General features: G+C 71.8%; 27 protein-coding genes and 1 riboswitch. Of the genes, 5 read left to right on the plus strand and 22 right to left on the minus strand.

All coding sequences use genetic code 11. From position 1 onward, the window contains the following. Nucleotides 1–72 precede the first annotated feature (72 nt). The 8 genes from ACFYL6_RS29755 to ACFYL6_RS29790 all read right to left on the minus strand — a co-directional run bounded on the left by ACFYL6_RS29755 (nt 73) and on the right by ACFYL6_RS29790 (nt 7,493). Complete coding sequence (locus ACFYL6_RS29755) at nt 73–1,284, minus strand: argininosuccinate synthase (protein WP_387176346.1); 1,212 nt, start codon at nt 1,282–1,284, stop codon at nt 73–75. After that, nucleotides 1,281–1,796: an arginine repressor gene (locus tag ACFYL6_RS29760; protein ID WP_387176348.1), complete on the minus strand. Its 516-nt coding sequence runs from the start codon at nt 1,794–1,796 to the stop codon at nt 1,281–1,283. The genes ACFYL6_RS29755 and ACFYL6_RS29760 overlap by 4 nt, the downstream gene beginning before the upstream one ends. Continuing rightward, nucleotides 1,793–2,761, minus strand: coding sequence for an ornithine carbamoyltransferase (argF, locus tag ACFYL6_RS29765; RefSeq protein ID WP_387176350.1), 969 nt, complete (start codon nt 2,759–2,761; stop codon nt 1,793–1,795). Before argF ends, ACFYL6_RS29760 begins: the two co-directional genes overlap by 4 nt. Next, nucleotides 2,758–3,987 (minus strand): acetylornithine transaminase, encoded by a 1,230-nt coding sequence (locus ACFYL6_RS29770; RefSeq protein WP_387176352.1) that lies wholly within the window; start codon nt 3,985–3,987, stop codon nt 2,758–2,760. Before ACFYL6_RS29770 ends, argF begins: the two co-directional genes overlap by 4 nt. Then, nucleotides 3,984–4,889, minus strand: coding sequence for an acetylglutamate kinase (gene argB, locus ACFYL6_RS29775; RefSeq protein ID WP_387176354.1), 906 nt, complete (start codon nt 4,887–4,889; stop codon nt 3,984–3,986). The genes ACFYL6_RS29770 and argB overlap by 4 nt, the downstream gene beginning before the upstream one ends. Continuing rightward, a complete protein-coding gene (gene argJ / locus ACFYL6_RS29780) occupies nt 4,886–6,058 on the minus strand; it encodes a bifunctional glutamate N-acetyltransferase/amino-acid acetyltransferase ArgJ (protein WP_387176356.1) in 1,173 nt (390 codons plus the stop codon). Before argJ ends, argB begins: the two co-directional genes overlap by 4 nt. Continuing rightward, nucleotides 6,055–7,056: an N-acetyl-gamma-glutamyl-phosphate reductase gene (gene argC, locus ACFYL6_RS29785; protein ID WP_387176358.1), complete on the minus strand. Its 1,002-nt coding sequence runs from the start codon at nt 7,054–7,056 to the stop codon at nt 6,055–6,057. The genes argJ and argC overlap by 4 nt, the downstream gene beginning before the upstream one ends. 113 nt (nt 7,057–7,169) lie before the next feature. Next, on the minus strand, nt 7,170–7,493 hold the full coding sequence (locus ACFYL6_RS29790; RefSeq protein ID WP_238660130.1) for a hypothetical protein: 324 nt from the start codon (nt 7,491–7,493) through the stop codon (nt 7,170–7,172). Between the two features lie 239 nt (nt 7,494–7,732). Here ACFYL6_RS29790 and ACFYL6_RS29795 point away from each other — a divergent pair, with 239 nt between their 5' ends. After that, nucleotides 7,733–8,899 carry a helix-turn-helix transcriptional regulator gene (locus ACFYL6_RS29795; RefSeq protein ID WP_387176360.1) on the plus strand — a complete coding sequence of 389 codons (1,167 nt, stop codon included), beginning with the start codon at nt 7,733–7,735 and terminating at the stop codon, nt 8,897–8,899. A 10-nt stretch (nt 8,900–8,909) separates the two neighbouring features. Then, entirely contained in the window at nt 8,910–9,620 is a 711-nt protein-coding gene (locus ACFYL6_RS29800; protein WP_387176362.1) for a 5-formyltetrahydrofolate cyclo-ligase, read from the plus strand. Nucleotides 9,621–9,891: 271 nt separating this feature from the next. Here the strand turns inward: ACFYL6_RS29800 and pheT are convergent, their stop codons facing one another. The 9 genes from pheT to ACFYL6_RS29845 all read right to left on the minus strand — a co-directional run bounded on the left by pheT (nt 9,892) and on the right by ACFYL6_RS29845 (nt 18,656). Next, nucleotides 9,892–12,438 carry a phenylalanine--tRNA ligase subunit beta gene (pheT, locus tag ACFYL6_RS29805; RefSeq protein ID WP_387176364.1) on the minus strand — a complete coding sequence of 849 codons (2,547 nt, stop codon included), beginning with the start codon at nt 12,436–12,438 and terminating at the stop codon, nt 9,892–9,894. A gap of 40 nt (nt 12,439–12,478) precedes the next feature. Then, the gene (pheS, locus tag ACFYL6_RS29810; RefSeq protein WP_387176365.1) at nt 12,479–13,546 is read right to left on the minus strand and encodes a phenylalanine--tRNA ligase subunit alpha; all 1,068 of its coding nucleotides are present in this window, start codon (nt 13,544–13,546) and stop codon (nt 12,479–12,481) included. Nucleotides 13,547–13,764: 218 nt separating this feature from the next. Then, entirely contained in the window at nt 13,765–14,562 is a 798-nt protein-coding gene (locus tag ACFYL6_RS29815; RefSeq protein ID WP_387176367.1) for a TrmH family RNA methyltransferase, read from the minus strand. An 83-nt stretch (nt 14,563–14,645) separates the two neighbouring features. Further along, nucleotides 14,646–15,038 (minus strand): 50S ribosomal protein L20, encoded by a 393-nt coding sequence (gene rplT, locus ACFYL6_RS29820; protein WP_091087503.1) that lies wholly within the window; start codon nt 15,036–15,038, stop codon nt 14,646–14,648. A gap of 32 nt (nt 15,039–15,070) precedes the next feature. Then, on the minus strand, nt 15,071–15,265 hold the full coding sequence (gene rpmI / locus ACFYL6_RS29825) for a 50S ribosomal protein L35 (protein ID WP_007458415.1): 195 nt from the start codon (nt 15,263–15,265) through the stop codon (nt 15,071–15,073). 20 nt (nt 15,266–15,285) lie between these two features. Beyond that, nucleotides 15,286–15,936, minus strand: a complete 651-nt coding sequence (gene infC / locus ACFYL6_RS29830) for a translation initiation factor IF-3 (RefSeq protein WP_030488427.1) — start codon at nt 15,934–15,936, stop codon at nt 15,286–15,288. 707 nt (nt 15,937–16,643) lie between these two features. Then, nucleotides 16,644–17,117, minus strand: coding sequence for a PH domain-containing protein (locus tag ACFYL6_RS29835; RefSeq protein WP_387176370.1), 474 nt, complete (start codon nt 17,115–17,117; stop codon nt 16,644–16,646). A gap of 380 nt (nt 17,118–17,497) precedes the next feature. Next, nucleotides 17,498–18,343, minus strand: a complete 846-nt coding sequence (hisG, locus tag ACFYL6_RS29840) for an ATP phosphoribosyltransferase (protein WP_030488425.1) — start codon at nt 18,341–18,343, stop codon at nt 17,498–17,500. A 49-nt stretch (nt 18,344–18,392) separates the two neighbouring features. Continuing rightward, nucleotides 18,393–18,656, minus strand: coding sequence for a phosphoribosyl-ATP diphosphatase (locus tag ACFYL6_RS29845; RefSeq protein WP_030335709.1), 264 nt, complete (start codon nt 18,654–18,656; stop codon nt 18,393–18,395). Between the two features lie 133 nt (nt 18,657–18,789). Between ACFYL6_RS29845 and ACFYL6_RS29850 the strand changes: the two genes are divergently transcribed. Genes ACFYL6_RS29850 through ACFYL6_RS29860 form a run of 3 tightly spaced genes read left to right on the plus strand, consistent with a single transcriptional unit; the run spans nt 18,790 to nt 21,242 of the window. Then, nucleotides 18,790–19,653: an ABC transporter substrate-binding protein gene (locus tag ACFYL6_RS29850; RefSeq protein ID WP_387176372.1), complete on the plus strand. Its 864-nt coding sequence runs from the start codon at nt 18,790–18,792 to the stop codon at nt 19,651–19,653. Beyond that, the gene (locus tag ACFYL6_RS29855) at nt 19,650–20,495 is read left to right on the plus strand and encodes an amino acid ABC transporter permease (RefSeq protein WP_387176374.1); all 846 of its coding nucleotides are present in this window, start codon (nt 19,650–19,652) and stop codon (nt 20,493–20,495) included. Before ACFYL6_RS29850 ends, ACFYL6_RS29855 begins: the two co-directional genes overlap by 4 nt. Before the next feature lie 3 nt (nt 20,496–20,498). Continuing rightward, nucleotides 20,499–21,242: an amino acid ABC transporter ATP-binding protein gene (locus ACFYL6_RS29860; protein ID WP_308193710.1), complete on the plus strand. Its 744-nt coding sequence runs from the start codon at nt 20,499–20,501 to the stop codon at nt 21,240–21,242. A gap of 65 nt (nt 21,243–21,307) precedes the next feature. On the opposite strand, the gene ribH is transcribed toward ACFYL6_RS29860, so the two are convergent. From ribH to ribD, 5 genes are read right to left on the minus strand one after another with little or no spacing between them, the layout of a single operon-like run. Then, the gene (ribH, locus tag ACFYL6_RS29865; protein ID WP_030335701.1) at nt 21,308–21,808 is read right to left on the minus strand and encodes a 6,7-dimethyl-8-ribityllumazine synthase; all 501 of its coding nucleotides are present in this window, start codon (nt 21,806–21,808) and stop codon (nt 21,308–21,310) included. Between the two features lie 2 nt (nt 21,809–21,810). Further along, nucleotides 21,811–23,076 (minus strand): bifunctional 3,4-dihydroxy-2-butanone-4-phosphate synthase/GTP cyclohydrolase II, encoded by a 1,266-nt coding sequence (locus ACFYL6_RS29870; RefSeq protein ID WP_387176377.1) that lies wholly within the window; start codon nt 23,074–23,076, stop codon nt 21,811–21,813. Then, on the minus strand, nt 23,073–23,762 hold the full coding sequence (gene pnuC / locus ACFYL6_RS29875) for a nicotinamide riboside transporter PnuC (protein WP_387176379.1): 690 nt from the start codon (nt 23,760–23,762) through the stop codon (nt 23,073–23,075). The genes ACFYL6_RS29870 and pnuC overlap by 4 nt, the downstream gene beginning before the upstream one ends. Further along, on the minus strand, nt 23,762–24,406 hold the full coding sequence (locus ACFYL6_RS29880) for a riboflavin synthase (RefSeq protein ID WP_387176381.1): 645 nt from the start codon (nt 24,404–24,406) through the stop codon (nt 23,762–23,764). Before ACFYL6_RS29880 ends, pnuC begins: the two co-directional genes overlap by 1 nt. A gap of 1 nt (nt 24,407) precedes the next feature. Further along, a complete protein-coding gene (ribD, locus tag ACFYL6_RS29885) occupies nt 24,408–25,469 on the minus strand; it encodes a bifunctional diaminohydroxyphosphoribosylaminopyrimidine deaminase/5-amino-6-(5-phosphoribosylamino)uracil reductase RibD (protein ID WP_387176383.1) in 1,062 nt (353 codons plus the stop codon). Nucleotides 25,470–25,635: 166 nt separating this feature from the next. Beyond that, nucleotides 25,636–25,806, minus strand: a riboswitch (FMN riboswitch). Nucleotides 25,807–25,819: the final 13 nt, after the last annotated feature.

Below are 25,819 nucleotides of genomic sequence, written 5' to 3' on the forward strand. Positions count from 1 at the left end.
GCGTTGGTTGCCTCTCACTCGCGACTGCGGGGCCCGCTCGCCGCGCTTGCTCAGTCTTCGCGCTCACACGTGTCACTGTCCGCCACCGCCCAGCCGGGCGTCCCGAGCGGCGGCCATCCGACTCGGCAGCCCCCACAGCTGCACGAAGCCCTTGGCCAAAGACTGGTCGAAGGTGTCGCCGGTGTCGTAGGTCGCCATCCCGAAGTCGTAGAGGCTCGCCTCGGAGCGCCGGCCGGTCACCGTGGCCCGGCCACCGTGCAGGATCATCCGCACCTCGCCGCTCACGTGCCGCTGCGCGTCGTCGATGAACGCGTCCAGCGACGCCTTCAGCGGCGAGAACCACAGCCCGTCGTAGACGAGTTCGCCCCAGCGCTGGTCGACGCCCTTCTTGAACCGGGCCAGGTCCCGCTCGACGGTCACCGCCTCCAACTCCTGGTGGGCGGTGATCAGCGCGATCGCGCCGGGCGCCTCGTACACCTCTCGGCTCTTGATGCCGACCAGGCGGTCCTCGACCATGTCGAGCCGGCCCACGCCCTGAGCGCCGGCGCGCCGGTTGAGCTCCAGGATCGCCTGGTACGGGGTGACCGTCTCACCGTCGATCGCCACCGGCACACCGCCGTCGAAGGTCAGCACGACCTCGTCGGGGTCGCGCTCCTGGGTCGGGTCGGAGGTGTACGAGTAGAGGTCCTCCACGGGGGCGTTCCAGATGTCCTCCAGGAAGCCGGTCTCCACCGCGCGACCCCACAGGTTCTGGTCGATGGAGTACGGCGACTTGGCCGACACGTCGATCGGCAGCCCCTTCTCCTCGGCGAAGGCGATCGCCTTGTCCCGGGTCCAGGCGAAGTCCCGGGCCGGCGCGATGATCTTCAGGTCGGGGGCGAGCGCGTTCAGGCCCACCTCGAACCGGACCTGGTCGTTGCCCTTGCCGGTGCAGCCGTGCGACACGATCGTGCCGCCGTGCTTGCGCGCCGCCGCCACCAGGTGCCTGACGATCAGCGGCCGGGACAGCGCCGACACCAGGGGATAGCGGTCCATGTAGAGGGCGTTGGCCCGGATGGCCGGCAGGCAGTAGTCGGCGGCGAACTCGTCGCGCGCGTCCACCACCTCGGACTCGGCCGCGCCGCAGTCCAGGGCACGCTGGCGGATGGCGTCCAGGTCCTCGCCGCCCTGCCCGACGTCGACCGCGACCGCGATCACCTCGGCGCCGGTCTGCTCGGACAGGTACGGAATGGCGACGGAGGTGTCCAACCCACCGGAGTACGCGAGCACGACCCGCTCGGTCATGGCGTGGTGTTCCCTTCAACGGTGTCGTCCCGGCGGGCCCAGCCGGCGAGCTTGTCCCCGAGTGCGGCCCCTCCGACGGCGTCACGCGCCACGACGAGGATGGTGTCGTCGCCGGCGATGGTGCCGACGATCTCGGGCAGGCCCGCCCGGTCCAACGCGCTGGCCAGGTACTGGGCTGCGCCCGGCGGTGTACGCAGCACGGCGATGTTGCCGCTGGAGTCGACCCCGTTGAGCAGTTCGCGCAGCAGCCGTACCAGCCGGGCCGGCGCGGCCTCGGCGTCGCGCAACGGTCGCTGCCCGTCCTCGGGGATCAGGTAGACGGCCGGGCCGTCGCCGCCGCGCACCTTGACCGCGCCCAACTCCTCCAGGTCCCGCGAGAGGGTGGCCTGGGTGACGCCGACACCGTCGGCGGCGAGCAGGTCGGCCAGTTCGGTCTGCGACCGGATCGCCCGGTCGCGGATCAGCTCCACGATCCGGGCGTGCCGGGCCGCGCGGGTCAGCGGCGCGGTCATCGCGGGCCACCGGCGGCGGTGTCGCCAATCGCGGCGCCGTCCGTCGCGGTTCCCAGCAGGAACGTCAGCAGCGCCTTCTGCACGTGCAGCCGATTCTCGGCCTGGTCGAAGACCGCGCTCTGCGGGCCGTCGAGCACCTCGTCGGTGATCTCCTCGCCTCGGTGCGCGGGCAGGCAGTGCAGCACGATCGCGTCCGGCGCGGCCTGACCGAGCAACTCCTTGTTGACCTGGTACGGCAGGAACGGGGTGATCCGGTCCAACCCGTCGGACTCCTGCCCCATCGACGTCCAGGTGTCGGTGGCCAGCACGTCGGCGTCGCGTACCGCCTGGGCCGGGTCGGTCAGCACCCGCACCGACCCGCCGGTCTCCGCCGCGATCTGGGCGGCCCGTCGCACCACGTCCGGGTCCGGTGCGAACCCGGCCGGGCCGGCGATCCGCACGTGCATCCCGGCCGTCGCCCCGGCCAGCAGGTACGACTGCGCCATGTTGTTCGCGCCGTCCCCCACGTACGCCAGGGTTAGGCCGGCCGTGCCACCGCACCGCTCGCGGACGGTGAGCAGGTCGGCCAGCAGCTGGCACGGGTGGAAACCGTCGGTGAGCGCGTTGACCACCGGCACGGTGGCGCCCGCCGCCACCTCGGCGATCCGCTCGTCACCGTGAGTCCGCAGCACGATCGCCGCGACGTAGCGGGACAGCACCCGCCCCGCGTCGGCGAGCGCCTCACCGCGACCGAAGTGGGTGACCTGGGTGTCCACAACGAGGGGGTGCCCGCCCAGCTCGGCGATCCCGGCGTCGAACGAGATCCTGGTCCGCAGGCTCTGCTTGTCGAAGAGCACCGCCACCGACCGGGGGCCGACCAGCGGCCGGTGGCCGAACCGGTCCGCCTTCATCCGCGCCGCCAGGTCGAGGACCGTGGACTGTTCGGCCGGTGAGAGGTCGTCGTCGCGCAGGAAGTGCCGGGTCATCGAGTCGTCCCCGTCGTGGTGGTCAGGGTGGAGGGTGCGGTCTGCGCGCCGGCGGCGGCCGGGGCGGTCGCGTCCAGTGCGGCGGGCAGCGCCGCGAGGAACGTGTCCGCCTGGGCGGCGGTGAGGATCAGCGGTGGCGCCAGCCGGATCACGCCCGGCTGCACCGGGTTGACCAAGAAGCCGGCTTCCCGCAGGGCGTCGGCCAACACCGACGCCACCGGCGCGGTGAGCGCCACGCCGAGCAGCAGACCGGCACCGCGTACGCCGGCGATCAGCGGGTGGCCCAGCGCCTCGATGCCGCGACGCAGCCGCTCACCGACCCGCTTGACGTTGTCGAGCAGGCCCTCGTTGGCGATGGTCGCCACCACGGCGAGCGCCGCCGCGCAGCTGACCGGGTTGCCGCCGAACGTGGTGCCGTGCGAGCCGGGGGTGAGCAGGTCCGCGGCGGGGCCGAAGGCCAGCGTCGCGCCGATGGGCAGCCCGCCCCCCAGCCCCTTGGCCAGGGTGACCACGTCCGGCTCCACGCCCTCGGCCTGGTGCGCGAACCAGTGCCCGGTACGCCCGACGCCGGTCTGCACCTCGTCGAGGACCAGCAGCGCGCCGTGCCGGGCGGTGATCCGCCGGGCCGCGGCGAGGTAGCCGGCCGGCGGGACGAGCACACCGTTCTCACCCTGGACGGGTTCCAGGATCACCATGGCGGTGGCGTCGGAGACAGCCGCGTCGAGGGCGGCGACGTCGCCGTAGTCGACGTGGGTCACCTCGCCGGGCAGCGGCCGGAACGGGTCGGCCTTGGCCGGTTGGCCGGTCAGCGCGAGCGCGCCCATGGTGCGCCCGTGGAAGCCGCCCCTGGTGGCCACCACGTGGGTACGGCCGGTGCGCCGGGAGAGCTTGAACGCCGCCTCGTTCGCCTCCGCGCCCGAGTTGGCGAAGAAGACCCGGCCCGGTCGACCGGCGAGCGCCAACAGCAGCTCGGCGAGGGCGACCGGCGGCTCGGCCACGTAGAGGTTGGAGACGTGCCCGAGGGTCGCGACCTGCTTCGACACCGCCGCCACCACGGCCGGGTGGGCGTGCCCGAGGGCGTTGACCGCGATGCCGCCCACCAGGTCCAGGTACTCCCGGCCGGCGTCGTCGACCACCACGGCACCGGCGCCGGAGACCAACGCCAACGGCGGTGTGCCGTAGTTGTCCATCATGGACTGCTTCCACCGCTGCGCCAACGTGCTCATGTCGCGTCCGTCCCGTCTCCCGGCACCACCATCGTTCCGAACCCTTCCGAGGTGAACACCTCGAGCAACGTCGAGTGCGCCACCCGACCGTCGACGACGTGCGCGGCGGGCACTCCCCCACGGACCGCCCGCAGGCAGGCCTCCATCTTCGGCACCATCCCCGACTCCAGGCGGGGCAGCAGCTTGGCCAGGTCGTCCGCGACGATCTCGGAGACCAGGCTGGTGGTGTCCGGCCAGTCGGCGTACAGACCGGCCACGTCGGTGAGCACCACGAGCTTCCGGGCCCGCAACGCGATGGCCAACGCCGCGGCGGCGGTGTCCGCGTTGAGGTTGTGCAGCACCCCGTCCACGTCCGGCGCCACCGTGGAGATCACCGGAATCCGACCGGCAGCGATCAGGTCGGTCACCGCGGACACGTCGACCGACTCGACGTCCCCGACCTGGCCGACGTCGACCGGCATCCCGTCCACGTACGCCGGACGGCGCACCGCGGTGAACAGCCGGGCGTCCTCACCGGAGAGGCCGACGGCGTACGGACCGTGCGAGTTGATCAAACCCACCAGCTCCCGGCCCACCTGACCGACCAGCACCATCCGGACGACGTCCATCGCCTCGGCGGTGGTCACCCGCAGACCACCCCGGAACTCGCTGGCGATGCCGAGGCGACCCAGCATCGCCGAGATCTGCGGACCCCCACCGTGCACCACCACGGGCTTCAGACCCGCGTAGCGCAGGAAGACCATGTCGGCCGCGAACGCCCGCTGCAACTCCGGATCGGTCATCGCGTTGCCGCCGTACTTGACCACGACGGTGGAGCCGGAGAAGCGCGCCAACCAGGGCAGCGCCTCGATCAGCGTCTCCGCCTTGACCTGGGCGCGAGCCAAATCGCTGCTGAGACTCATGTCGAATACGCCGAGTTCTCGTGCACGTACGCGTGGGAGAGATCGTTGGTCCAGATCGTGGCGGCCGACGTACCCGCGTGCAGGTCGATCCGGATGGTCACGTCCCGCCCGGTCAGGTCGACCTTCGAGCGGTCCTCGGCGGCGGCGCCGCCCCGGCACACCCACACCCCGTTGACCGCCACGTCCACCTCGTCCGGCTCGAACGCGGCGGCGGTCGTGCCGACGGCCGCGAGGATCCGACCCCAGTTGGGGTCGTTGCCGAACAGCGCCGTCTTGACCAGGTTGTTGCGGGCCACCGTACGGCCCACCTCGACCGCCTCGTCCTCGTCCGCCGCGCCGACCACGTCGATGGCGACCTGCTTGGTGGCGCCCTCGGCGTCGGCCACCAACTGCTGGGCCAGGTCGTGGCAGGCCGCGGTGACGGCGGCGGCCAGCTCGGTGGGCGTCGGCTCGATGCCGCTCGCGCCGCTGGACAGCAGCAACACCGTGTCGTTCGTGGACATGCAGCCGTCGGAGTCGACCCGGTCGAAGGTGACCCGGGTGGCCGCCCGCAACGCCTCGTCCAGCGTCGCCGGACCGGCCACCGCGTCGGTGGTCAGCACGCAGAGCATGGTGGCCATCCCCGGCGCGAGCATTCCGGAGCCCTTGGCCATGCCGCCGACGGTCCAGCCGCTGCCTCGGGTCACGGTGGTCTTCGGCCGGGTGTCCGTGGTCATGATCGCCTCGGCGGCGACGAGGCCGCCATCACGGGACAGCCCGCGGATCGCCGAGCGGACCCCCGGCAGCAGCTTCGGCATCGGCAGCCGCTCACCGATCAGGCCGGTCGAGCAGACCGCGACGTCACCGGCACCGAGGATCAGCCGTGGGCTGACCGCGGTCAGCGCGGCGGCGGTGTGCTCGGCCGTGGCGTGCGTGTCCTGGAAGCCACCCGGGCCGGTGCAGGCGTTGGCGCCGCCGGAGTTGAGCACCACGGCGCGGACCACACCGCCCTGCACGACCTGCTGGCTCCAGCGCACCGGCGCGGCCTTGACCCGATTGGTGGTGAAGACACCGGCGACACCGGCGTCCGGGCCGTCGTTGACCACGAGGGCGACGTCCGGGCCGCCGCTGGCCTTGAGCCCGGCGGCCACGCCGGCCGCCCGGAACCCCCGAGGGGTGGTGACACTCATGGCGCGGTCCCCCAGATCGACAGGCCCGTCGTCTCCGGCAGGCCGAGCATCAAATTGGCGTTCTGTACGGCCTGACCAGCCGCGCCCTTGCCCAGGTTGTCCAACGCGCTGAGCACGATCAGACGACCCGAGTCGACGTCGACGGTGGCCTGCAGGTGACACGAGTTGGAGCCCAGGGTGGCCGCGGTGTGCGGCCAGCGGCCCTCCGGCAGGACGTGCACGAACGGCGCGTCCGCGTACGCCCGCGCCAGCACGTCCTGCGGGTCGACGCCGCGCGCCGGCACCGCGGTGACCGTGGCCAGGATGCCGCGCGGCATCGGCGCCAGGACCGGGGTGAACGACAGGCCTGTCGCGCCGGTGGCCTGCTTGATCTCCGGGACGTGCTGGTGGGTGCCCACCCGGTACGGCGACAGGTCGCCCATCACCTCGCTGGCCAACAGGTGCGGCTTCGCCGCCCGGCCGGCGCCGGAGGTGCCGGAGGCGGCGACCACCACCACGTCGGCGGGGCTGGCCGCGCCGTCGGCGATCAGCGGCGCGAGCGCCAGGGTGATCGCGGCGGCGTAGCAGCCGGTGTTCGCCACCCGGGTGGAACCGGCGATCAACTCCCGCTGGCCGGGCAGCTCGGGCAGGCCGTAGGTCCACTGCCCGGCGTGCGTGCCGCCGTAGTACTGCGCCCAGGCGTACGGGTCGGCCAGCCGGTGGTCCGCACCCAGGTCGACGATCCGCACCTCGGCCGGAAGGTGGGCCGCGAGGGCGGCCGACTGGCCATGCGGCAGGGCCAGGAAGACCAGGTCCGCGTCGGCCAGGGCCGTCGGGTCGGTCTCGCCGAGCACCAGGTCGAGCCCGGTGAGCTGCGGGTGCACCACGTCCACGCGGTGCCCGGCCTGGCTGTGCGCGGTGGCGGCGACCAGGTCGAACTCCGGGTGCCCGGCGACCAGGCGCAGCAGCTCACCCCCGGCGTACCCGCTCGCTCCGGCGACCGCGACTCGGATCCCCATACTCACCTCCGCATGACTATGCAGCGAAGATTAACAAGGACGACACAGGACTGCAAGTTAATACACTGCCCTGCATGATGATGTACTCCCAAGCCCGGGCGAGCGAGAGCCTTTCATGCTTCCGGCTCCTCGGGCTGCGGAGAGCCGATCTCAGTCCTCCGGTAGGAGCGGGTGTGGCGCGCGGGCCAGCCAAGGAACCGGTCGAACATGTCACTGGCGCACCCGGTGGTGGTGGGGTTGAGCTTGTGCAGGTCGTCGATGGCGTCATGGAGCAGGCTGGCCAGGTAGAGGAACAGGCTGACCGGGTTGCCGTCGTACTCGGTGACGAGAGCGAGCTTCGCCCGCCCACAGGGCCAGGGTTGGCCGCAGGCACGGCAGAGCCAGATCGGGCGCAGCGGGGTGTGCTCTCTGGGCCGGTCTCGCTCCTGGGCGCTCACTTTTTCCCCACTCAGTTGGTCGGGCTTGGAATGTCAGCGGAACGGGCGAGAGCCCACGTAGTCGCCACGCCTTGCACAGCGGCTTCTGCTCTCACCCGTTCGGCCGTGCGTCTACACAAGCCCCGACGGTCGCTGGTGCCCAGCGCGGCAACGGCGCAGAACTGATGCATCCCCATTGCGTCACGCGGTGTGAGCTGGATGAATGGACCGTGACGGATAGCGACGAAGGGAGTCGGTAGGTGGCGGACCGGCGTCGGCACCGACTTGCCCAGCGCCGCAAGACGATCGGCCTGAGCCAGGAACGCCTCGCCGAAGCCCTCGGCGTCGACCGCTCCACCATCGTGCGGTGGGAACGGGCGGAGACTGACCCGCAGCCCTGGCACCGACCGCGTCTCGCTGCGGCCCTCAAGCTGTCGATCGAGGAACTGGCTGACCTCCTGGCCGACGTCGGCCAGGCACCGTCACCGCCCGACGAGCGTCTCGGCTACGTGCTGCGCCACCCCGCCCGCGTCGACCTGATCGCCGTGGCGTACCTGAGGGAGCGCGTACGACGCCTCGACGAGCGCTACGACCAGACGCCCTCGACGCTCCTGCTCGCCGAGGCCGGGCAACTCCACGGTCAGGCAATCTTCCTTCGCCAGCACGCCAGCAACGGGCCGGTTCAACGCGAGTTGGCGGCAGCGGTCGCCGAGTCCGCGACGTTGATGGGTCAACTCGTCTGGGACGCCTCGCAGCGGCGCGACCATGTCGCCAGCGCCGCCTACTTCGACCAAGCGATCGGCGCAGCCCAGGAAACGTGCGACTCGGTCACCGAGGCCAACGCGTTGCTCCGCAAGAGCTACCTCGCCCTCTACGGCAGCAGGCAACCCAACACCGGTCTTACTCTGACCACCCGCGCCGCCGCGGTCAGCCACAGCGACAGTCACGTCATTGCCGGTCTCGCCCAACTACATCGGGCTGAGGCACACGCGATGCTCGGTCAGGCCGGGGATTGCTCCGACGCTCTCGGTACCGCTGAAACTCACTTCGCCGCCGTCGATGCCCGAGATCCAGCCACCGACATCTTCTGCCCCAGCCATTACGCGAGACTGGCGGGCTCCTGCTGGCTCTCCCTCAACAAGCCGGACAAAGCCGTCTCAGCGCTCGAGAACGCCCGGCAACTGATCGCCGCACGCCGCAAATCCACCGCCGTCATACTCGGCAATCTCGCCCTCGCCAGCATCCTTCAACGCGACGTCGACGCCGCAACGTCCTACCTGCTGCAGGCCATCGACGTCATCGAGCGGACCCGCGCCGGGGGTGGACTGAACCTCGCCTTTGCCGCCGCCCGACAGCTACGCCCCTGGCGCGACGAGCCCTCGGTCCAGGACGTGAACGACCGACTCCTCACCCTCATGAGCCCGTAGGAGCACCATCGTGACCGACATCGACCGCGCCAAACACGCCGTTCGGCAAGAGGTATGGGACCTCCTCGAACGTGACGGCGCTGCCCCACTGGGCGTGCACGGTCACATCCCTGACTTCGTCGGCAAGGAAGAAGCCGCGGCCCGTCTCGCGGAGTTGGAAGAGTGGAAGAACGCACGAGTTATCAAGTGCAACCCGGACCGAGCGCAGCTTCCCGTCCGCGTGCGAGCCCTGCAGGAAGGCAAGCTGCTCTACATGGCGGTCCCGAGACTCGCTACACCCAAGCCCTTCTATCTGCTCGACCCCGTCAGCCTCACCGCACCGATCGAGACCGCAGTGACGAGCAGCGGTGCGCCGCAGGTCGCTCCCACCGTCGGACCCGACGAGATGCATCCGGTGGACCTCATTGTCTGTGGCAGCGTCGCTGTCAGCCGCCGCAGCGGCGTGCGGGTCGGCAAGGGCGCCGGCTACTCCGACCTGGAGATCGCCCTCCTCACCGATGCCGGCCTCGTCACCACCGAGACCGTTATCGCCACCACGATCCACCAGACCCAACTACTCGAGGATGATCTGCCCGACGCGGAGCATGACTTCAGCGTCGACTTCGCGATCACGCCGAACGAGGTAGTGGCTTGCAGACCCGACCGGGGACGGCCGTCCGGCATTATCAGATCAAATCTTCGTCAGGATCAGCTCGACAGTATTCCTATACTGCGCGCCTGAAGACGGCAGGACACCTGGCTCGCCCTAGTCAAAGCTACTCAGTCACGGCACCATCTGACGGTGCCACGAAACTGGAACGCTTCACGTTCATCCATTGAATAGCTACCCACAAGGACCTCCCTCCGGGGGTGTCGTATTCAATCCACCGAAAAGACTCTGGCCAGGTGACGAATCACCTGGCCAGAGCCCTGATTGCAGGTGCGCCGCCAGCGACTCCGACCCCCGAACCCGCGGATCAGAGAGATCGCGGACCGGGCCGCGCCGACCCCCGTCAGGCGCCGCGCAGGGTGGCGCCGAGGCGCTCGGCCGCGACGGCGACCGCCGCGTCCCGTGCCGCGACCGCCTCCTCGACGGTCAGCGTCCGGTCCGGTGCCCGGAAGGTGAGCTTGTACGCCAGCGACCGGCGGCCGGCGCCGAGCTGAGCGCCGGAGTACACGTCGAACAGTCGCACGTCCTCCAGCAGCTCACCGGCGCCCGCCTCCAGGGCCCGGCGCACCTGCTCGGCCGGCACCGACTCGTCCACGACCAGCGCCACGTCGATCAGCGCCGGCGGGAAGCCGGAGACCGTCGGCGCGGGCGTCACCGGGGTCGCCGGCAGCGCGTCGAGGTTCAGCTCCATCGCGCTGGTGCGGCGGGGCAACTCCAACGTCGCGACCACCACCGGGTGCAGCTCACCGGCGTGTCCGACGACCGAGCCGTCGACCCGCAGCTCGGCGCAGCGACCCGGGTGCCACGGGGCGTACTCGGCGGCGCGCACCTCGACCCGCTCGCCGGGGATCCCGGCGGCGGCCAGCACGTCACGGGCCGCCTCGATCGCGTCCGCCCACCCGGCCGGTCGACCCGGCCCCCACCAGCCGGCGGGGTCCAGGTCGCCGGTGAGCACCACCGCGACGTGCACCGGCTGCGCCGGCACCACCGCGTCGGCGGCGGCGAACTCCTCGTCGGTGGGGCGCCGGTCCACGCCCATCGCCGGCGGGCTGCCGGCACCGATGCGCGGGTGGAAGACCGCACCGATCTCGTAGAGGGCGAGGTCGCGGTGACCCCGGCCGAGGTTGCGCTTGAGGATGCCGAGCAGCGGACCGAGCAGCGTGGTGCGCAGCAGCGGCTCCTCCTCGGACAGTGGGTTGGCCAGCCGCACCGCGGGTCGACGCGTGTCGTCGGCCGGCAGGCCGAGCTGGTCGGCGAGTTCCGGCGACACGAACGGGTGCGCGAGCACCTCCACGTACCCCCGCTCGGCCAGCGACCCGGCGACGGCCCGGCGGCGGCGCTGCCGCGGGGTCAGACCGCGGCCCGGAGGCGCGGTGGGCAGCACCGACGGCACCCGGTCGTACCCGTCGAGGCGGACCACCTCCTCGACCAGGTCGGCCGGATCGGTCAGGTCGGGCCGCCAGGTCGGTGGGGTGACGCTCAGCACCGTCCCGACGCCGCTGGCCACGCCGACCGCGCCCGGGTCCTCGGACAACCGGTCCGCGCCCTGCGCGACAGTGCAGCCGACCCGCTCCAGCAGGGCGACCACCCGCGCCGGCGGGTACTCGACGCCGACCCGCCGGGTCGGCAGGTCCGCCGGAAGGCTGATCGGGGTACGCGGGCGAACGTGGTCGATGTCCAGGATCTCCGCGCTCGGCGTGCCCCCGCCGTGCTCGGTGAGCAGCCGCACGGCACGCTCCAACGCGACCAGCGCCACGGCCGGGTCGACGCCCCGCTCCCAGCGCTTCGCGGCCTCGCTGAACAGCTTGTGCCGGCGGGCCGTGCGCCCGACCATCGCCGGGTCCCAGTGCGCCGCCTCGAAGAGCACTGTGGTGGTTTCGGCGACGACCTCGCTGGTCTCGCCGCCCATCACCGCGGCGAGGGAGATCGGCCCGGTGTCATCGCAGATCACCATGTCGTCGGCGGTGAGCACCCGGTTGACGCCGTCCAGGGTGGTCAGCTTCTCCCCCGCCTCGGCGCGGCGAACCACCAGCGGCCCGACGATCCGGTCGGCGTCGAAGGCGTGCATCGGCTGGCCCAGCTCCAACATCACGTAGTTGGTGATGTCGACGGGCAGCGAGATGCTGCGGATGCCGGCGGTGACGAGCCGCTGCTGCATCCAGGACGGCGTGGGCGCGGTCGGGTCGACCCCGCGCACCAGGCGGGCCGTGAACCGGTCGCAGCCGACCGTGTCGCGGACCTCCACCGGGTACGCCGGCGTCTCGGTGCCGCCCGGAGCCGGCGCCAGGGCCGGGTCACGCAGCGGCACGTCGAACGCGTGCGACAGCTCCCGGGCCAGGCCGCGCAGGCTCAGCGCGTACCCCCGGTCGGGGGTGATCTCCAGGTCGAGCACGACGTCGTCGAGGCCGACCACCGGGCGCGCGTCGTCGCCGGGCTTGGCCGTCACGTCCGGCCCCAGCACGATGATGCCGGAGTGGTCGTCGCCCAGGCCCAGCTCCTTGGCCGAGCAGATCATGCCCGCCGAGTTGTGCCCGTACGTCTTGCGGGCGCCGATGGCGAAGCCGCCGGGCAGCACGCCGCCGGGCAGGATCACCACCACCCGGTCGCCCGGGGCGAAGTTGCGGGCCCCGCACACGATCTCCTGCGGTTCGCCGGTGCCGTTGGCGGCACCCACGTCGACCCGGCAGAACCGGATCGGCTTCTTGAAGCCGGTGAGCTCCTCGATCTCGCGGACCTCACCCACGACCAACTGGCCGGTGACCGTCTCGGCCAGGTCCACCACGGAATCGACCTCGATGCCGAGGTCGACCAGGGCCTGCTCCAGGTCACTGGTGGGCAGGTCGGCGGGGAGGTCGACGTACTCCCGCAGCCAACTGACAGAAACTCGCATGACTTCAGACCACCGTTCCCGTGTCTCGTACCCGCATCGCCTACGCCCCGGTCCCGAGCGCGCGGCTGAACCGCACGTCGCCCTCGAAGAGATGGCGGATGTCGCTGACCCCGTGCCGGACCATCAGGGTCCGGTCGATGCCCATGCCGAAGGCGAATCCGGAGTAGACCTCCGGGTCGACGCCGCAGGCGCGCAGCACCCGCGGGTTGACCATGCCGCAGCCACCCCACTCGACCCACTGCGGGCCGTCGCGGTGCTCCGGGAACCACACGTCGAACTCCGCCGACGGCTCGGTGAACGGGAAGTAGTGCGGCCGCCACCGGGTCTTCGCCTCCGGGCCGAACATCGCCCGGGCGAAGTGGTCCAGCGTGCCCCGCAGGTGCGCCATCGTGATGCCCTTGTCGACCACCAGGCCCTCGGCCTGGTGGAACACCGGACTGTGGGTGGCGTCGATCTCGTCGGTGCGGTAGACGCGGCCCGGCACGATCACGTAGATCGGCGGCTTGCGGCTGAGCATCGTACGGGTCTGCACCGTGGACGTGTGCGTGCGGAGAACGAGGCCGGAGCCCTCCGGTGCGATGTGGAAGGTGTCCATCAACCCGCGCGCCGGGTGGTCGGCGGGGATGTTCAACGCGTCGAAGTTGACCCACTCCAGGTCGACCTCGGGCCCCTCGGCCACCTCGTAGCCCATCCCCACGAAGAGGTCGCTGATCGACTCCATCAGGGTGCTCAACGGGTGCCGGGCGCCCCGGGGACGCCGGTCGTAGGGCAGGGTGACGTCCACCCGCTCCTCGACCAGCACCCGCTGGGCCTGCTCACGCTCCAGCACTTCGGCGCGGTCGGTGTACGCGGTCTCGATCGCGCGGCGGGCCTCGTTGACCCGCTTGCCGGCGTCGGACTTCGCGGCCGGCGGCAGTGCGCCGATCTCCCGGCGCGCGAGGGAGACCGGTGACCGGTCACCCAGGTGCACCGAGCGCAGCGCGGTCAGCGCGTCCGGGTCGGCGGCCGCCGTGAACGCCTTCGTGGCGTCCGCGACGGCCTCGTCCAGGGCGGCGGGGTCGAGCAGGGCGACCTGCTTCGGGTCGTACGGATCGTTGCGGTAGCTCATGGCGTACGGGCACTCCCTCACGGCGGCGCCAGCCCTCACCGGGGCGGCTAAGCGAGTCTACGGACGCGCGGCTGTGCCGCAGCCCGCCGGTAGGAGTTGTGCAGGGAGCAGGTCAGGCCCGCCGCCCGCCGACACCGGCGGGCTGGCTAAACGAACGCCGTGTCGCGTTCATGGACGGACGCTCTCCCCTGCTGTCGGTCGCGCCGGAGGCAATCACCTCAGCGCTGTGCTCTCGCTGAAGCGTACAGGCAGACCGCGGCGGCGGCAGCCAGGTTGAGGCTCTCCGCGCGCCCGTACAGCGGCACCCGCACCCGGGCGTCGGCGGCGGCGGTCAACTCCTCGGGCAGGCCGTGCGCCTCGGAGCCGAACAACCAGGCGGTGGGCCCGACGAGCCGCCCGTAGTCGGTCAGGTCGTCCAGGTCGCTGTCGCCGTACCCCGTGGTGGCGAAGATCGACAGCCCGGCGGCGCGCAGCGCGTCGACCACCGCGACCGGGTCGGTGGCGCGCACCACGTCGACGTGGAAGAGGCTGCCGGCCGAGGCCCGCACACACTTGCCGTTGTACGGGTCGACGGCGTCCCCGGCGAAGACCACCGCACCCGCACCGGCCGCGTCGGCGGTGCGCAACACCGTGCCGGCGTTGCCCGGGTCGCGGATCTCGGCGAGCACCGCCACCAGCCGGGGCGCACCCGCGAGCGCCTGCTCCAGCGACACGTCCAGGTGCCGGCAGACGGCCACCAGCCCCTGCGGGGCGACGGTCTCGGCCAGCGCCGCGAGGGCGTCGTCGGTCACCTCGGAGACCGGCACGTCGGCGCGGGCCGCCGTGGCGGCCAGCTCCGGATACCTGTCGAGCGCGGTGGTCGTACCGAAGAGTTCGGTGACCACCCCCGGCCGCGCGAGGGCCTCGCGGACCGCCTGTGGGCCCTCGGCCAGGAAACGGCCTGTGGCGTCGCGGTCCCGGCGGCGTTGCAGGCGACGGGCGGCGACAACCCTGGGGGTACGCGGGGTGAAGGCCATGGTGTGCGTTCCTCCGACACGATTGAGGCGCCCCCCGGACGGCGGTGCCGACACGGGAGACGCCTCGCTCTGGTGCGTGGGGATCAGGCGGCCTGAGCCGCCGCGCCGCCGGTGCCCTCGGCCGCGACCGCGGCCCGGGCCAGCTCGACGATCGCCGCGAAAGAGGCGGCGTCGTTGACAGCCATGTCGGCCAGGATCTTGCGGTCGACCTCGATGCCGGCCAGACGCAGGCCCTGGATCAGACGGTTGTAGGTCATCCCGTTGGCCCGGGCGCCCGCGTTGATCCGCTGAATCCACAGCTGCCGGAAGTCGCCCTTGCGGTCGCGACGGTCCCGGTAGGCGTACTGCATCGAGTGCAGCACCTGCTCCTTGGCCTTGCGGTACAGGCGGGAGCGCTGACCACGGTAACCGCTCGCGGTCTCCAGCAGGGTACGACGCTTCTTCTGGGCGTTTACAGCCCGCTTGACGCGTGCCATCTCAACTCCTTATTACGTAAAGGTGGCGCGCGTCAGCGGCCGAGCAGCTTCTTGATGCGCTTGACGTCGGCCTTGGCCAGCACGACCGTGCCGGTCAGCCGGCGGGTCTGGGTGGAGGGCTTCTTCTCCAGGTTGTGGCGGAGGCCGGCCTGCTGGGCAACGATCTTGCCCTTGCCGGTCACCTTGACCCGCTTACCCATACCCGTGTGGCTCTTCATCTTCGGCATGTGGAACGTCTTCTCCCCTGTTACTCGCTGCTGGTGTCGGCGGCGAGGCCGGTGTCACCGGCTGCTGCGGTCTCGCTGACCGCCGCGGTCTCATCGGCTTCCGGAGCGGCGGACTCGTCCGCTGCCCGGTCCCGAGGTCCGCCGCGAGACGCCGTAGCGGCGACCGCGGAGGCCTTGACGGCCCGATGCGGGGCGAGAACCATGATCATGTTCCGGCCGTCCTGCTTCGGAGCGGCCTCGACGTATCCCAGTTCCGTGATCTCGGACTCGAGCCGGCGCAGGAGCCGGTAACCCAGCTCCGGGCGGCTCTGCTCGCGACCGCGGAACATGATCGTCACCTTGACCTTGTCGCCCGCCTTGAGGAACCGCACCACGTGACCCTTCTTGGTCTCGTAGTCGTGCGGGTCGATCTTCGGCCGAAGCTTCATTTCCTTGATGACGGTCTGCTGCTGGTTACGCCGCGCTTCGCGCGCCTTGAGTGCGCTCTCGTACTTGAACTTGCCGAAGTCCATGAGCTTGCACACCGGCGGGCGCGCCATCGGCGCAACCTCGACCAGGTCCAGATCGACGTCCGCGGCCAGCTGAAGAGCGCGCTCCAGCGGGACGATGCCCACCTGCTCACCCTCTGGGCCGACCAGTCGGACCTCACGTGCCCGGATCTGCTCGTTCACGCGTGGTTCGACGCTGATGGGGCCTCCTCGAGTCGTTTCTGCTCTGTCGCCGACCCCTGCGGCTCCCAGGAGGGAACCGACCCGAAAAGCAGAAGGCCCCGGCGCATGCCAGGGCCCGCTCGACCGGTCAGCACGATCACAAGGATCGCGCACCCGGCTCCGGGACATGCCCGGAACCGGTGACCGGACCCGGCCACCGTAGCGGCGACTCGGGTGGGAGCAGGCGCTCCGCTTTCAAGGCTGTCTGCTCGCACGCGGAGACAGCCTGGTCGACTCGATAACACTACACCGGCGCCCCGGCCACCCCCAAACCGGGCACGACCTGCGGCCTGGCACCAGCCGAGACGCCGCTGCGGCACCGGGCCGAAGCGCCGGCCTCGGCGCCGGTGCGCCGGCCGCCGGTGCGCCGGTGCGCCGGCCGCCGCGTTGTGTCGCCAAGATCCGCGCACTTTCCCTGAAGTTGCTGCCTCAGGCTGGTGGGAGGCAGCAACTTCAGGGAAGTTGTCCGGATCTTGACGAGTCGGCGCGGCCGGGTGGGCGACGACGCGGGGCACCGGGGGCAGTGCCGCTGCGGGACGGCCGGTGGGCGACTTGACGGCCGTAGACCGTCGGGGGGCAGTGCCGCCCGGGGGCACACTTAGCCGCGAGGCGGCGATGGGCGGCGCCCCGCGAGCCCGCGATTGGCGCGATCGGGCGGTGCGGCCGGGTCAGCGGCCGACGGCGCGTTCGGCGAGGTGGGCCTGGTGCGCCTCGTGCAGCCGGCGCAGCGCGCGGACCCCGTCGACGGCCAACTCCTTGTCGGCGGCCTGCAACGCGACCATCGGCAGCAGGTCGTCGTCGTGCAGCTCCAGGCTGGCCCACGGCGCGCCCCGGTCGAAGCGGACGCCCCGGACAACCTCCCAGGGCAGCTCGTAGGAGCTGATGACGTTACGGACCCGGATGCTCCGTGCGTCCGCCTCCACCCGGGGACGGGTGAACAGCAGGAAGCCCAGCGCACCGAAGATGCCCAGGCCGATCATGGCGATCTGGTCGCCGCGCTGGAAGCTGCCGTAACCGTCGCCGGTCGGGCCACTCAGCGAGGTGGCGACCAGACCGAACACCACCACCAGGGCAGCCGCCGCCGACCAGCAGACCACGCGGATGCGGCGGGGCTTCAGGCGGACCAGTTCGGTTTCACTCACCCCACCAGTCTGCCACCCGCACTCGCCCATCAAACGCACCACCCGCCGAGCCACCACCCCCAGCCCACCCCGAACACGCGGGTCCGGTTCGCAGGGGTCCACGCCCGAGACCTCAAGATCGTGCTCGATCCAGGATCTAGTGGCCTCCGTCGAACGCGAGGCCACTACTTCAATGATCGAGCGCGATCTTGCCGGTCTGGGTGTGGCCGCCCCGCGCGCCGCGCCTCAATCCCACACGAGATCCACTCGACATCAAGGAAGCGGGGGTGTCCCGGGCGTGCGGACACCCCCGTTTCAAGGAACCCGAGTTGATCAAGCGCCGGCCGCGCCGCAGACGCGGGCGCGAACGGGGACGGGGACGGGGACGGGGACGGGGACGGTCAGAGGCGGCAGGCGTGGATGTTGGTGACGAGGATGGCGCGGGCGCCCAGCTCGTACAGCTCGTCCATGATGCGGTGCACGTCGTCGCGGAGCACCATCGCCTGCACGGCCACCCAGCCCTCGCGGTGCAGCGGCGACACGGTGGGCGACTCGATGCCCGGGGTGAGCCCGCTGGCCCGGTCCAGCAGGCCGGCCGGCACGTCGTAGGCGAGCATCACGTAGCGGCGGGCCACCAGCACACCGTGCAGGCGGCGCAGCAACTGCTCGGCCTGGGGTTGAGCGGGCGCGCCGGCGCGCCGGACCAGCACCGCCGACGAGCGCAGCAGCGGCTCACCGAAGACCACCAGGCCCGCCTGGCGCAGGGTCGCGCCGGTCTCCACCACGTCCGCGATCACGTCGGCGACGCCGAGGCGTACGGCGTTCTCCACGGCGCCGTCGAGGCGGATCACGTCGGCCTTGACGCCCACCTCGCCGAGGTGCCGCTCGACCAGCCCCGGGTACGCGGTGGCGATCCGGTGACCGCCCAACTCCTGGACGGAGGCGATGTCGTCGGGGCGCGCGGCGAAGCGGAAGGTGGCCCGGCCGAAGGCGAGGTCGACGACCTCCTCGGCCGGCGCGGCCGAGTCGATCAGCAGGTCCCGGCCGGTGATGCCGAGGTCGAGGTCACCGGAGCCGACGTAGGTGGCGATGTCCTTGGGGCGCAGGTAGAAGAATTCGACGTCGTTGGCCTCGTCCCGGCAGACGAGGTCCTTGGGGTCGGTGCGCTGGCGGTAGCCCGCCTCGCGCAGCATCTGGGCGGCCGGTTCGGCCAGGGTGCCCTTGTTGGGAATGGCGACACGCAGCATGACGGAGCGCTCCTTCGATCCGGATGGCGATCAACGGGGGTGGGGGCACTCACAGATGTCGGTAGACGTCCTTGAGTTCGAGACCACTGGCGAGCATCAGCACCTGGACCTGGTAGAGCAGCTGGGAGATCTCCTCGGCGGTGCGCTCCGGACCCTCGTGCTCGGCGGCCATCCACGACTCGGCCGCCTCCTCGACGACCTTCTTGCCGATGAAGTGCACGCCCTTGTCCAGCGCGGCGACGGTGCCCGAGCCCGGGGTGCCGGCGGCGGCCTTGGCCTGCAGCTCGGCGAACAACTCCTCGAACGTCTTCACGGGGAACGATTCTTCCAGTCACCCGGGCGGCGCCCCGCGTCCGGGTCCGCCGGAATCCAGCAAGCGGACAATTTCCTACCACCATGGTAGGGCAATTGTCGATCGATGCTCGTGGAGCTCTACGCTGTCCGCCATGGCCAGCAGCTCACGTCTCCTCGCGCTCACCCTCGCCGGTGCCGCCGTCGTAGCCACCGCCGGGTGCGCGCCACAGGACGAGAAACCCACCCCCACTGTCACCGCGGCGCCGTCCTGCGCCAAGGACAGCCTGCCCACGCGTACGCCGGGCAAGCTGACCATCGCCACCGACCAGCCCGCGTACGAGCCGTGGTTCTCCGACGACAAGCCGGACAGCGGCGAGGGCTTCGAATCCGCCGTCGCGTACGCGGTGGCCGAGAAGCTCGGCTACGCCCGCGCCGACGTCACCTGGACCCGGGTCAAGTTCGACACCGCGATCGCGCCGGGGCCGAAGGACTTCGACTTCGACATCAACCAGTTCTCCATCACCGAGGAGCGCAAGCGGGCGGTGGACTTCTCCGCGCCGTACTACCTGGTGCGGCAGACCGTCATCGCGTTGAAGTCGTCGAAGATCGCCGGTAAGAAGTCGTTGGCCGAGCTGCGCGACGCCCGGCTCGGCGCACAGGTGGGCACCACCAGCTACCAGGCGATCACCGACGTGATCAAGCCAACCGCCAAGCCGCAGGTCTACAACAGCAACGACGATGCCAAGAAGGCACTGCAGAACGGGCAGTTGGACGGTCTGGTGGTGGATCTTCCGACCGCCTTCTACATCACCGGCGCGGAGATCACCGACGCGACGATCGTCGGCCAGGTGCCGCAGGTCGGCACGCCCGAGGCGTTCGGGTTGCTGCTGGACAAGAACTCCCCACTGACCTCCTGCGTGACCGCCGCGGTCGGTCAGCTCACCACGGCGGGCACGCTGAAGGAGCTGGAGCAGAAGTGGCTCGCCCAGGTGGCGGGCGCGGCCGAGCTGCGGTGACGCTTCTGGATCATGTTCCGTCCGAGGCGCAGCTGCGGCGGTCGGCGTACCGGCGTCGGCAGACCGTCTACAGCGTGCTGGTCGCGGCATTCTCGACGGCGGCGCTCGGCACGCTGCTGGTGATCGCGGTGACCGGGGCGCCGGGCTGGGACCGGGTCCGGCGGTCGTTCCTGGATCCGGAGATCGCCCGCGACGCGCTGCCGACGGTGCTGAGCGGGCTCTGGCTCAACGTACGGCTGCTGGTCTGCTGCGCGGTCGGCGCGCTGCTGCTCGGGCTGGTGATCGCCGTGCTGCGGACGCTACGCGGGCCGGTCTTCTTCCCGGTCCGCGCGCTGGCCGCCGGCTACACCTACACCTTCCGCGGCCTACCGCTGATCATCGTGTTGTACCTGCTCACCCTCGGCGTGCCGGGGCTGCGGTTGCAGGGCATGCCACCGGTGCTGGTGCTGGGTGGGATCGCGTTGGTCCTCACCTACGGCGGCTACCTCGCCGAGGTGTTCCGGGCCGGCATCGAGTCGGTGCACTCCAGCCAACTCGCCGCGGCCCGCTCGTTGGGCCTGACCTACCGGCAGACGATGCGGCACGTGGTCCTGCCGCAGGCCGTCCGCCGGGTGGCGCCACCCCTGCTCAACGACGTGGTGGCGTTGCAGAAGGACGTCGGGCTGGTGTCGCTGGCCGGGCCGATCGACGCGGTCCGCGCCGCGCAGATCGCCACCGCCCAGACCTTCAACTACACGCCGTACGTCGTGGCGGGGGTGCTCTTCGTGCTGCTCGCGATCCCGCTGATCGCGGTCACCGACTGGGCGACGCTGCGCGCGGCCCGCCGACAGTCAGGGGGCTGAGCCATGGCGTTGTTGCGCTGTCGAGGGCTGCGCAAGGAGTTCGGCGGGCACGTCGTGCTCGACCAGCTCGACCTGACCGTCGCCGAGCACCAGGTGGTGGCCCTGATCGGCGCGTCCGGGTCCGGCAAGTCGACCCTGCTGCGCTGCGTCAACCTGCTCGACGAACTCGACGACGGCACCATCGAGTTGGACGGGGTGGACATCTCCGATCCCCGGGTGGACCCGGACCAGGTCCGGCGGCGGATCGGCATGGTGTTCCAGGCGTACAACCTCTTTCCGCACCTGAGCGTGCTGGACAACATCACCCTCGCGCCGCGCCGGGTACACCGGCGGGGCCGGGCGGAGGCCGAGGCGCAGGCCCGGGAGTTGCTCGACCGGGTGGGGCTCGGCGCCAAGGCGGACGCCTACCCGGACCGGCTCTCCGGCGGGCAGCAGCAGCGGGTGGCGATCGTCCGGGCGCTGGCCAACTCACCTCGGCTGATGCTGCTCGACGAGGTCACCTCCGCGCTGGACCCGGAGCTGGTCGGTGAGGTGCTGGCGATGATCCGCGACCTGAAGGCCGACGGCATGACCATGGTGCTGGCCACCCACGAGATGGGCTTCGCCCGGGAGGTCGCCGACGAGGTGTGCTTCCTCGACGCCGGGCGGGTCGTCGAGAGCGGCCCGCCCGAGCAGGTGCTCGGCGAGCCGACGCAGCCCCGTACCCGGCAGTTCCTGCGCCGGATCATCGAGGCCGGCCGGCTCTGAAGGCGGGCCTTCAGAGCCGGCCGAGTGGCAGAGCCGGCCGAGCCGCGGCAGAGGCGGCAGAGGCGTCAGCCGCCGAAGCCGACCCGCTGGGCGTTGCCCGCCGCCACGGTCCGCACGGCCAGCGCCGCGTCGAGGGCCGCGACGGTCGCGGCCCAGCCCTTGTCCTCCGCCGAGCCGGGCAGACCGGCGCGGTCGCGGGCCTGCTCGATGGTCTCCACTGTCAACACGCCGTGCGCCACCGGCTTGCCCTCGTCCAGCGCCACCCGGGTCAGCCCGTCGGTGACCGAGCGGCAGACGTAGTCGAAGTGGGCGGTGGCCCCGCGGACCACCACGCCGAGGGCGACCACCACGTCGCAGCGGCGGGCGAGGGCCTGCGCGACCACCGGCAGCTCGACCGAGCCGGCGACCCGGGCGACCACGGACCGAGCGCCGCACGCCTCGGCGGCGGCCACCGCACGCTCCAGCATGTGGTCGGTCAGCTCGCCGTGCCAGCGGGCGGCAACGACCCCGACGGTCAGCCCCGCGGCATCGACCGCCTCGACTCCCGGCTCACCGAAACCCGCCATCGTCATGCTCCGATCTCGTCGTTGGCGACCGGACGCCCCAGCGGCGCCTCGGACACCTCGTCCAACTCGTCCAGCAGGTGACCCATCCGGTCCCGCTTGGTGCGCAGGTAGCGCATGTTCTCCGGGTGTGCGCCGACCGGCAGCCCCTCGCGGCCGGTGATGGTCAACCCGTACCCCTCCAGCCCGGCCCGCTTGGCCGGGTTGTTGGTCAGCAGCCGCATCGACCGCACGCCCAGGTCGTAGAGGATCTGCGCGCCGGTGCCGTAGTCGCGGGCGTCGGCCGGCAGACCCAGGTCGAGGTTGGCGTCGACCGTGTCGCGGCCCAGGTCCTGCAACTGGTACGCCTGCAGCTTGTGCAGCAGCCCGATGCCGCGCCCCTCGTGCCCACGGACGTAGAGCACCACGCCCCGGCCTTCCTGCCCGACCCGGGCCAGCGCGGCGTCCAACTGCGGCCCACAGTCGCAGCGCAGCGAGCCGAACACGTCCCCGGTCAGGCACTCGGAGTGCACCCGGACCAGCACGTCCTGGCCGTCACCGAGGTCACCCAGCACCATCGCGATGTGCTCGGCCGGGTCGTGTTCGGCGCGGTAGCCGAGCGCCCGGAACACCCCGTGCCGCGTCGGCATCCGGGCGTCGGCGACCAGCTCCACCTGCTTCTCGGTACGCCGCCGGTAGGCGATCAGGTCGGCGATGGTGACCAGCGTGAGGCCGTGCTCGGCGGAGAACTTCTCCAGGTCCGGTAGGCGCATCATGGTGCCGTCGTCGTTGACCAGCTCGCAGAGCACGCCGGCGGGACGCAGCCCGGCCAGCCGGGTCAGGTCGATCCCCGCCTCGGTGTGCCCCGGCCGGCGCAGCACCCCGCCCTCGCGGGCGCGCAGCGGCACCACGTGCCCGGGGCGGGCCAGGTCGGTCGGGTCGGTCGCCGCGGCGGCGAGCAGCCGGCTGGTGTGCGCGCGGTCGGCCGCCGAGATGCCGGTGCTGACGCCCTCGCGGGCGTCCACGGTCACCGTGTACGCGGTACCGCGCCGGTCCTGGTTGGTGTGGTGCATCGGCGGCAGGTCGAGCCGGTCGGCTTCGCTCTCGGTCAGCGCCACGCAGACGTAGCCGGAGGTGTAGCGGACCATGAACGCCATGAGCTCCTGGGTGGCCAACTCGGCCGCGAAGATCAGGTCGCCCTCGTTCTCCCGGTCCGCGTCGTCGACCACGACGACCGGCCGCCCGGCCGCGATGTCCGCGATCGCCTGCTCGATATCCCCAAAACTGGTCACGCGACTGCCTCCGTGTAGATGGGCGTGCGGGCGGCGGCCGGTCGGGTGGCGCGCGAGGTGCGCCACCAGGCGGCGAAGCCCCAGACGCAGAGGGCGCCGTAGATCAGGTACATGACGGCCGACGGATAGAACCCGCCGCGCAGCAGCAGCGGCACACCGACCGCGTCCACCGCGATCCAGAGCAGCCAGAACTCCACCCAGCCGCGGGCCATGCCGTACGTGGCCAGCAGGCTGCCGGTCAGGATCCAGGCGTCGGGCAGCGGGCCCCACGAGCCCAGCGCCTTGAGCAGCGGGTACGCCGCGGCGGTGCCGACCACGGCGGCCACCAGCAGCATCAGTCGCTCCCGTCCGGTGGCCCAGCGTGGGACGACCGCCGCCTGCCCGGCGTCGGCGCGACGGTTGCGCTGCCAGCGCCACCAGCCGTAGACGCTGACCGCGAAGAAGAACACCTGTCGGCCGGCCTGCCCGTACAGGTCGTGCTCCTGCGGGGTGGCGAACACCCCGCCGAGGAAGACGGTGAGCAGCAGCGCGTTGCCGATCATGCCGACCGGCCACGCCCAGACCAGCCGGCGCAGCCCGAGCAGCGCCGAGACCAGCCCGAACGCGTTGCCGACGATCTCCCGGGCCAGCACCGGCGAGCCGGCGACCTGCACCTGGGCGTCCAGTAGCCAGCTGAGCGGGCCCATCAGGCCACCCCGCCCGGGTTCGCGCTCGCCCCGCGAGCGTCGGTGTCGGTGAGCCGGTCGCCGAGCAGCCGCTCGACGTACTTGGCCAACACGTCCACCTCCAGGTTGACCGGGTCGCCGACGCCCTTCGCGCCGAGCGTGGTCAGCTTGAGCGTGGTCGGGATCAGCCCGACGGCGAACTCGTCCGCGCCGACGGCGGCCACTGTCAACGAGACACCGTCGATGGTGATCGAGCCCTTCTCCACCACGTACCGGGACAGGGCGGTGGGCAGTCGGAACCGGACGGTCTCCCACTGCTCGGCCGGCTCCCGGGAGATCAGTTCACCGACGCCGTCGACGTGGCCCTGCACCAGGTGCCCGCCGAGCCGGCTACCGAGCGCGGCGGCGCGCTCCAGGTTGACCGGGTCGCCGGGCCGCAGCGCGCCCAGCGCGGAGCGGCGCAGCGTCTCCCCCATCACGTCGGCGGTGAAGACCCCGTCGGCCACCTCCACGACGGTCAGGCAGACACCGTTGACGGCGATCGAGTCGCCGTGCCGGGCGTCGGACGTGACCAGCGGGCCGCGGACGCCGAGCAGCGCCGAATCGCCCGCCGTCGGCTCTACCCGGACAATCTCGCCCAATTCCTCGATAATGCCAGTGAACATGTCAGCCCTCCCGTTTACGGGGCAAAGCGGTGATCCGGAGATCCGGACCGATCTGCGTAACGTCGACGAACTCCAGATCGATGGCCTCGGCGATGGTGGTCACTCCCGCGTCGACCAGAGCGGTCGGCCCGGCGCCGAGCAGCCGCGGCGCGACGTACCCGACGATCTTGTCCACCAGGCCGGCCCTCAGGAACGCGCCGGCCAGCCGGGGGCCGCCCTCCAGCAGCACCGCGCGGACCCCGCGCTGGTGCAGCGCCGCGAGCAGCGCCGGCAGGTCGACCCGGCCGTCCGGGTCGGCGCCGACCTCCTCGGCGGTCGCGATCCACGTCCGCGCGGCGCCGTCGCGGACCTTGGCGTCGGCCGGGGTACGCCCCGAGCTGTCCACCACCACCCGCAGCGGCTGGCGGATGGCCAGGCTGCCGTCGCGGAGGTTGCGGGCGGTCAACCGGGGGTCGTCGGCGAGCACGGTGCCCACCCCGGCGATGACCGCGTCGACGGTGCCGCGCAACGCGTGCACGTCGATCCGGGCCGCCTCCGAGGTGATCCACATGCTGGTGCCGTCGGCCGCGGCGGAGCGCCCGTCGAGCGTGGCGGCGTACTTCCAGATCACGTACGGCCAGCCCCGGCGCATCGAGGTCAGCCACGCGACGTTGCCGGCCTCGGCCTCCTCGCCGCGTACCCCCAGATCGACCCGGACCCCGGCGGCGCGCAGGGTGGCGGCGCCCCCGGAAGCGACCGGGTTCGGGTCCGGTACGGCGATGACCACCCGGGCCACCCCCGCCTGGACGAGCGCGGAACTGCAGGGGCCGGTGCGGCCGGTGTGGTCGCAGGGTTCCAGAGTGACGACCGCGGTGCCGCCCTTGGCCCGCCGCCCGGCCTGCGCCAGGGCGACGATCTCGGCGTGCGGGCCCCCGGCGTAGGCGTGGAAGCCCTCGCCCACGACCTCGCCGTCCTCGTCGAGCAACACGCACCCGACCACGGGATTGGGGCTGGTGGTGCCGAGCCCGCGCGCCGCCAACTCGATCGCACGCCGCATCGCCTCATCAACGGAGACGCTGGCCATCGCCCTGCCCCTGCCCTCTCACTCGCCGGTCCGCGCGCGGGCGGTCAGGGAGGCGGTGGCCATGGGGCCACGGGCAGGCGGTGGCGGATTCCGGGAACGGCACAGCCGCCCCGGGGGGTCGGCACGGCACGCTGAAGCCAGCGGCCGGGTCGGACCCGTCCGTCCCGCGCGCTGTCTCCCATCCGGACTGTCTGGGCGCGGACGAACCGCCCCCAACCGTCGGCCCCGGATTTTCACCAGGTCCACCGGACGGCAGAGCCGTCCGGGTCGCGGGCTGACCACGGTTGGACCGTGGATCACCGCCGGTTCGGAATTTCACCGAGTCCCGCCAGCGCGTGGTGGGTAGAGAA

Source organism: Micromonospora sp. NPDC007208 (genome assembly GCF_042869175.1).
Classification (GTDB): Bacteria; Actinomycetota; Actinomycetes; order Mycobacteriales; family Micromonosporaceae; genus Micromonospora; species Micromonospora foliorum.

What these genes read in the sequence shown, in the direction of transcription:
- ACFYL6_RS29755 (WP_387176346.1), bottom strand. Translation starts at nt 1,284, where the DNA reads ATGACCGAGCGGGTCGTGCTCGCGTACTCCGGTGGGTTGGACACCTCC.
- pheT (WP_387176364.1), bottom strand. Translation starts at nt 12,438, where the DNA reads ATGCGAGTTTCTGTCAGTTGGCTGCGGGAGTACGTCGACCTCCCCGCC.
- ACFYL6_RS29760 (WP_387176348.1), bottom strand. Translation starts at nt 1,796, where the DNA reads ATGACCGCGCCGCTGACCCGCGCGGCCCGGCACGCCCGGATCGTGGAG.
- ACFYL6_RS29850 (WP_387176372.1), top strand. Translation starts at nt 18,790, where the DNA reads ATGGCCAGCAGCTCACGTCTCCTCGCGCTCACCCTCGCCGGTGCCGCC.
- pnuC (WP_387176379.1), bottom strand. Translation starts at nt 23,762, where the DNA reads ATGGGCCCGCTCAGCTGGCTACTGGACGCCCAGGTGCAGGTCGCCGGC.
- ribD (WP_387176383.1), bottom strand. Translation starts at nt 25,469, where the DNA reads ATGGCCAGCGTCTCCGTTGATGAGGCGATGCGGCGTGCGATCGAGTTG.
- argF (WP_387176350.1), bottom strand. Translation starts at nt 2,761, where the DNA reads ATGACCCGGCACTTCCTGCGCGACGACGACCTCTCACCGGCCGAACAG.
- hisG (WP_030488425.1), bottom strand. Translation starts at nt 18,343, where the DNA reads ATGCTGCGTGTCGCCATTCCCAACAAGGGCACCCTGGCCGAACCGGCC.
- ACFYL6_RS29815 (WP_387176367.1), bottom strand. Translation starts at nt 14,562, where the DNA reads ATGGCCTTCACCCCGCGTACCCCCAGGGTTGTCGCCGCCCGTCGCCTG.
- argB (WP_387176354.1), bottom strand. Translation starts at nt 4,889, where the DNA reads ATGAGTCTCAGCAGCGATTTGGCTCGCGCCCAGGTCAAGGCGGAGACG.
- argC (WP_387176358.1), bottom strand. Translation starts at nt 7,056, where the DNA reads ATGGGGATCCGAGTCGCGGTCGCCGGAGCGAGCGGGTACGCCGGGGGT.
- pheS (WP_387176365.1), bottom strand. Translation starts at nt 13,546, where the DNA reads ATGAGCTACCGCAACGATCCGTACGACCCGAAGCAGGTCGCCCTGCTC.
- argJ (WP_387176356.1), bottom strand. Translation starts at nt 6,058, where the DNA reads ATGAGTGTCACCACCCCTCGGGGGTTCCGGGCGGCCGGCGTGGCCGCC.
- rplT (WP_091087503.1), bottom strand. Translation starts at nt 15,038, where the DNA reads ATGGCACGCGTCAAGCGGGCTGTAAACGCCCAGAAGAAGCGTCGTACC.
- ribH (WP_030335701.1), bottom strand. Translation starts at nt 21,808, where the DNA reads ATGGCGGGTTTCGGTGAGCCGGGAGTCGAGGCGGTCGATGCCGCGGGG.
- ACFYL6_RS29860 (WP_308193710.1), top strand. Translation starts at nt 20,499, where the DNA reads ATGGCGTTGTTGCGCTGTCGAGGGCTGCGCAAGGAGTTCGGCGGGCAC.
- ACFYL6_RS29770 (WP_387176352.1), bottom strand. Translation starts at nt 3,987, where the DNA reads ATGAGCACGTTGGCGCAGCGGTGGAAGCAGTCCATGATGGACAACTAC.
- rpmI (WP_007458415.1), bottom strand. Translation starts at nt 15,265, where the DNA reads ATGCCGAAGATGAAGAGCCACACGGGTATGGGTAAGCGGGTCAAGGTG.
- ACFYL6_RS29880 (WP_387176381.1), bottom strand. Translation starts at nt 24,406, where the DNA reads ATGTTCACTGGCATTATCGAGGAATTGGGCGAGATTGTCCGGGTAGAG.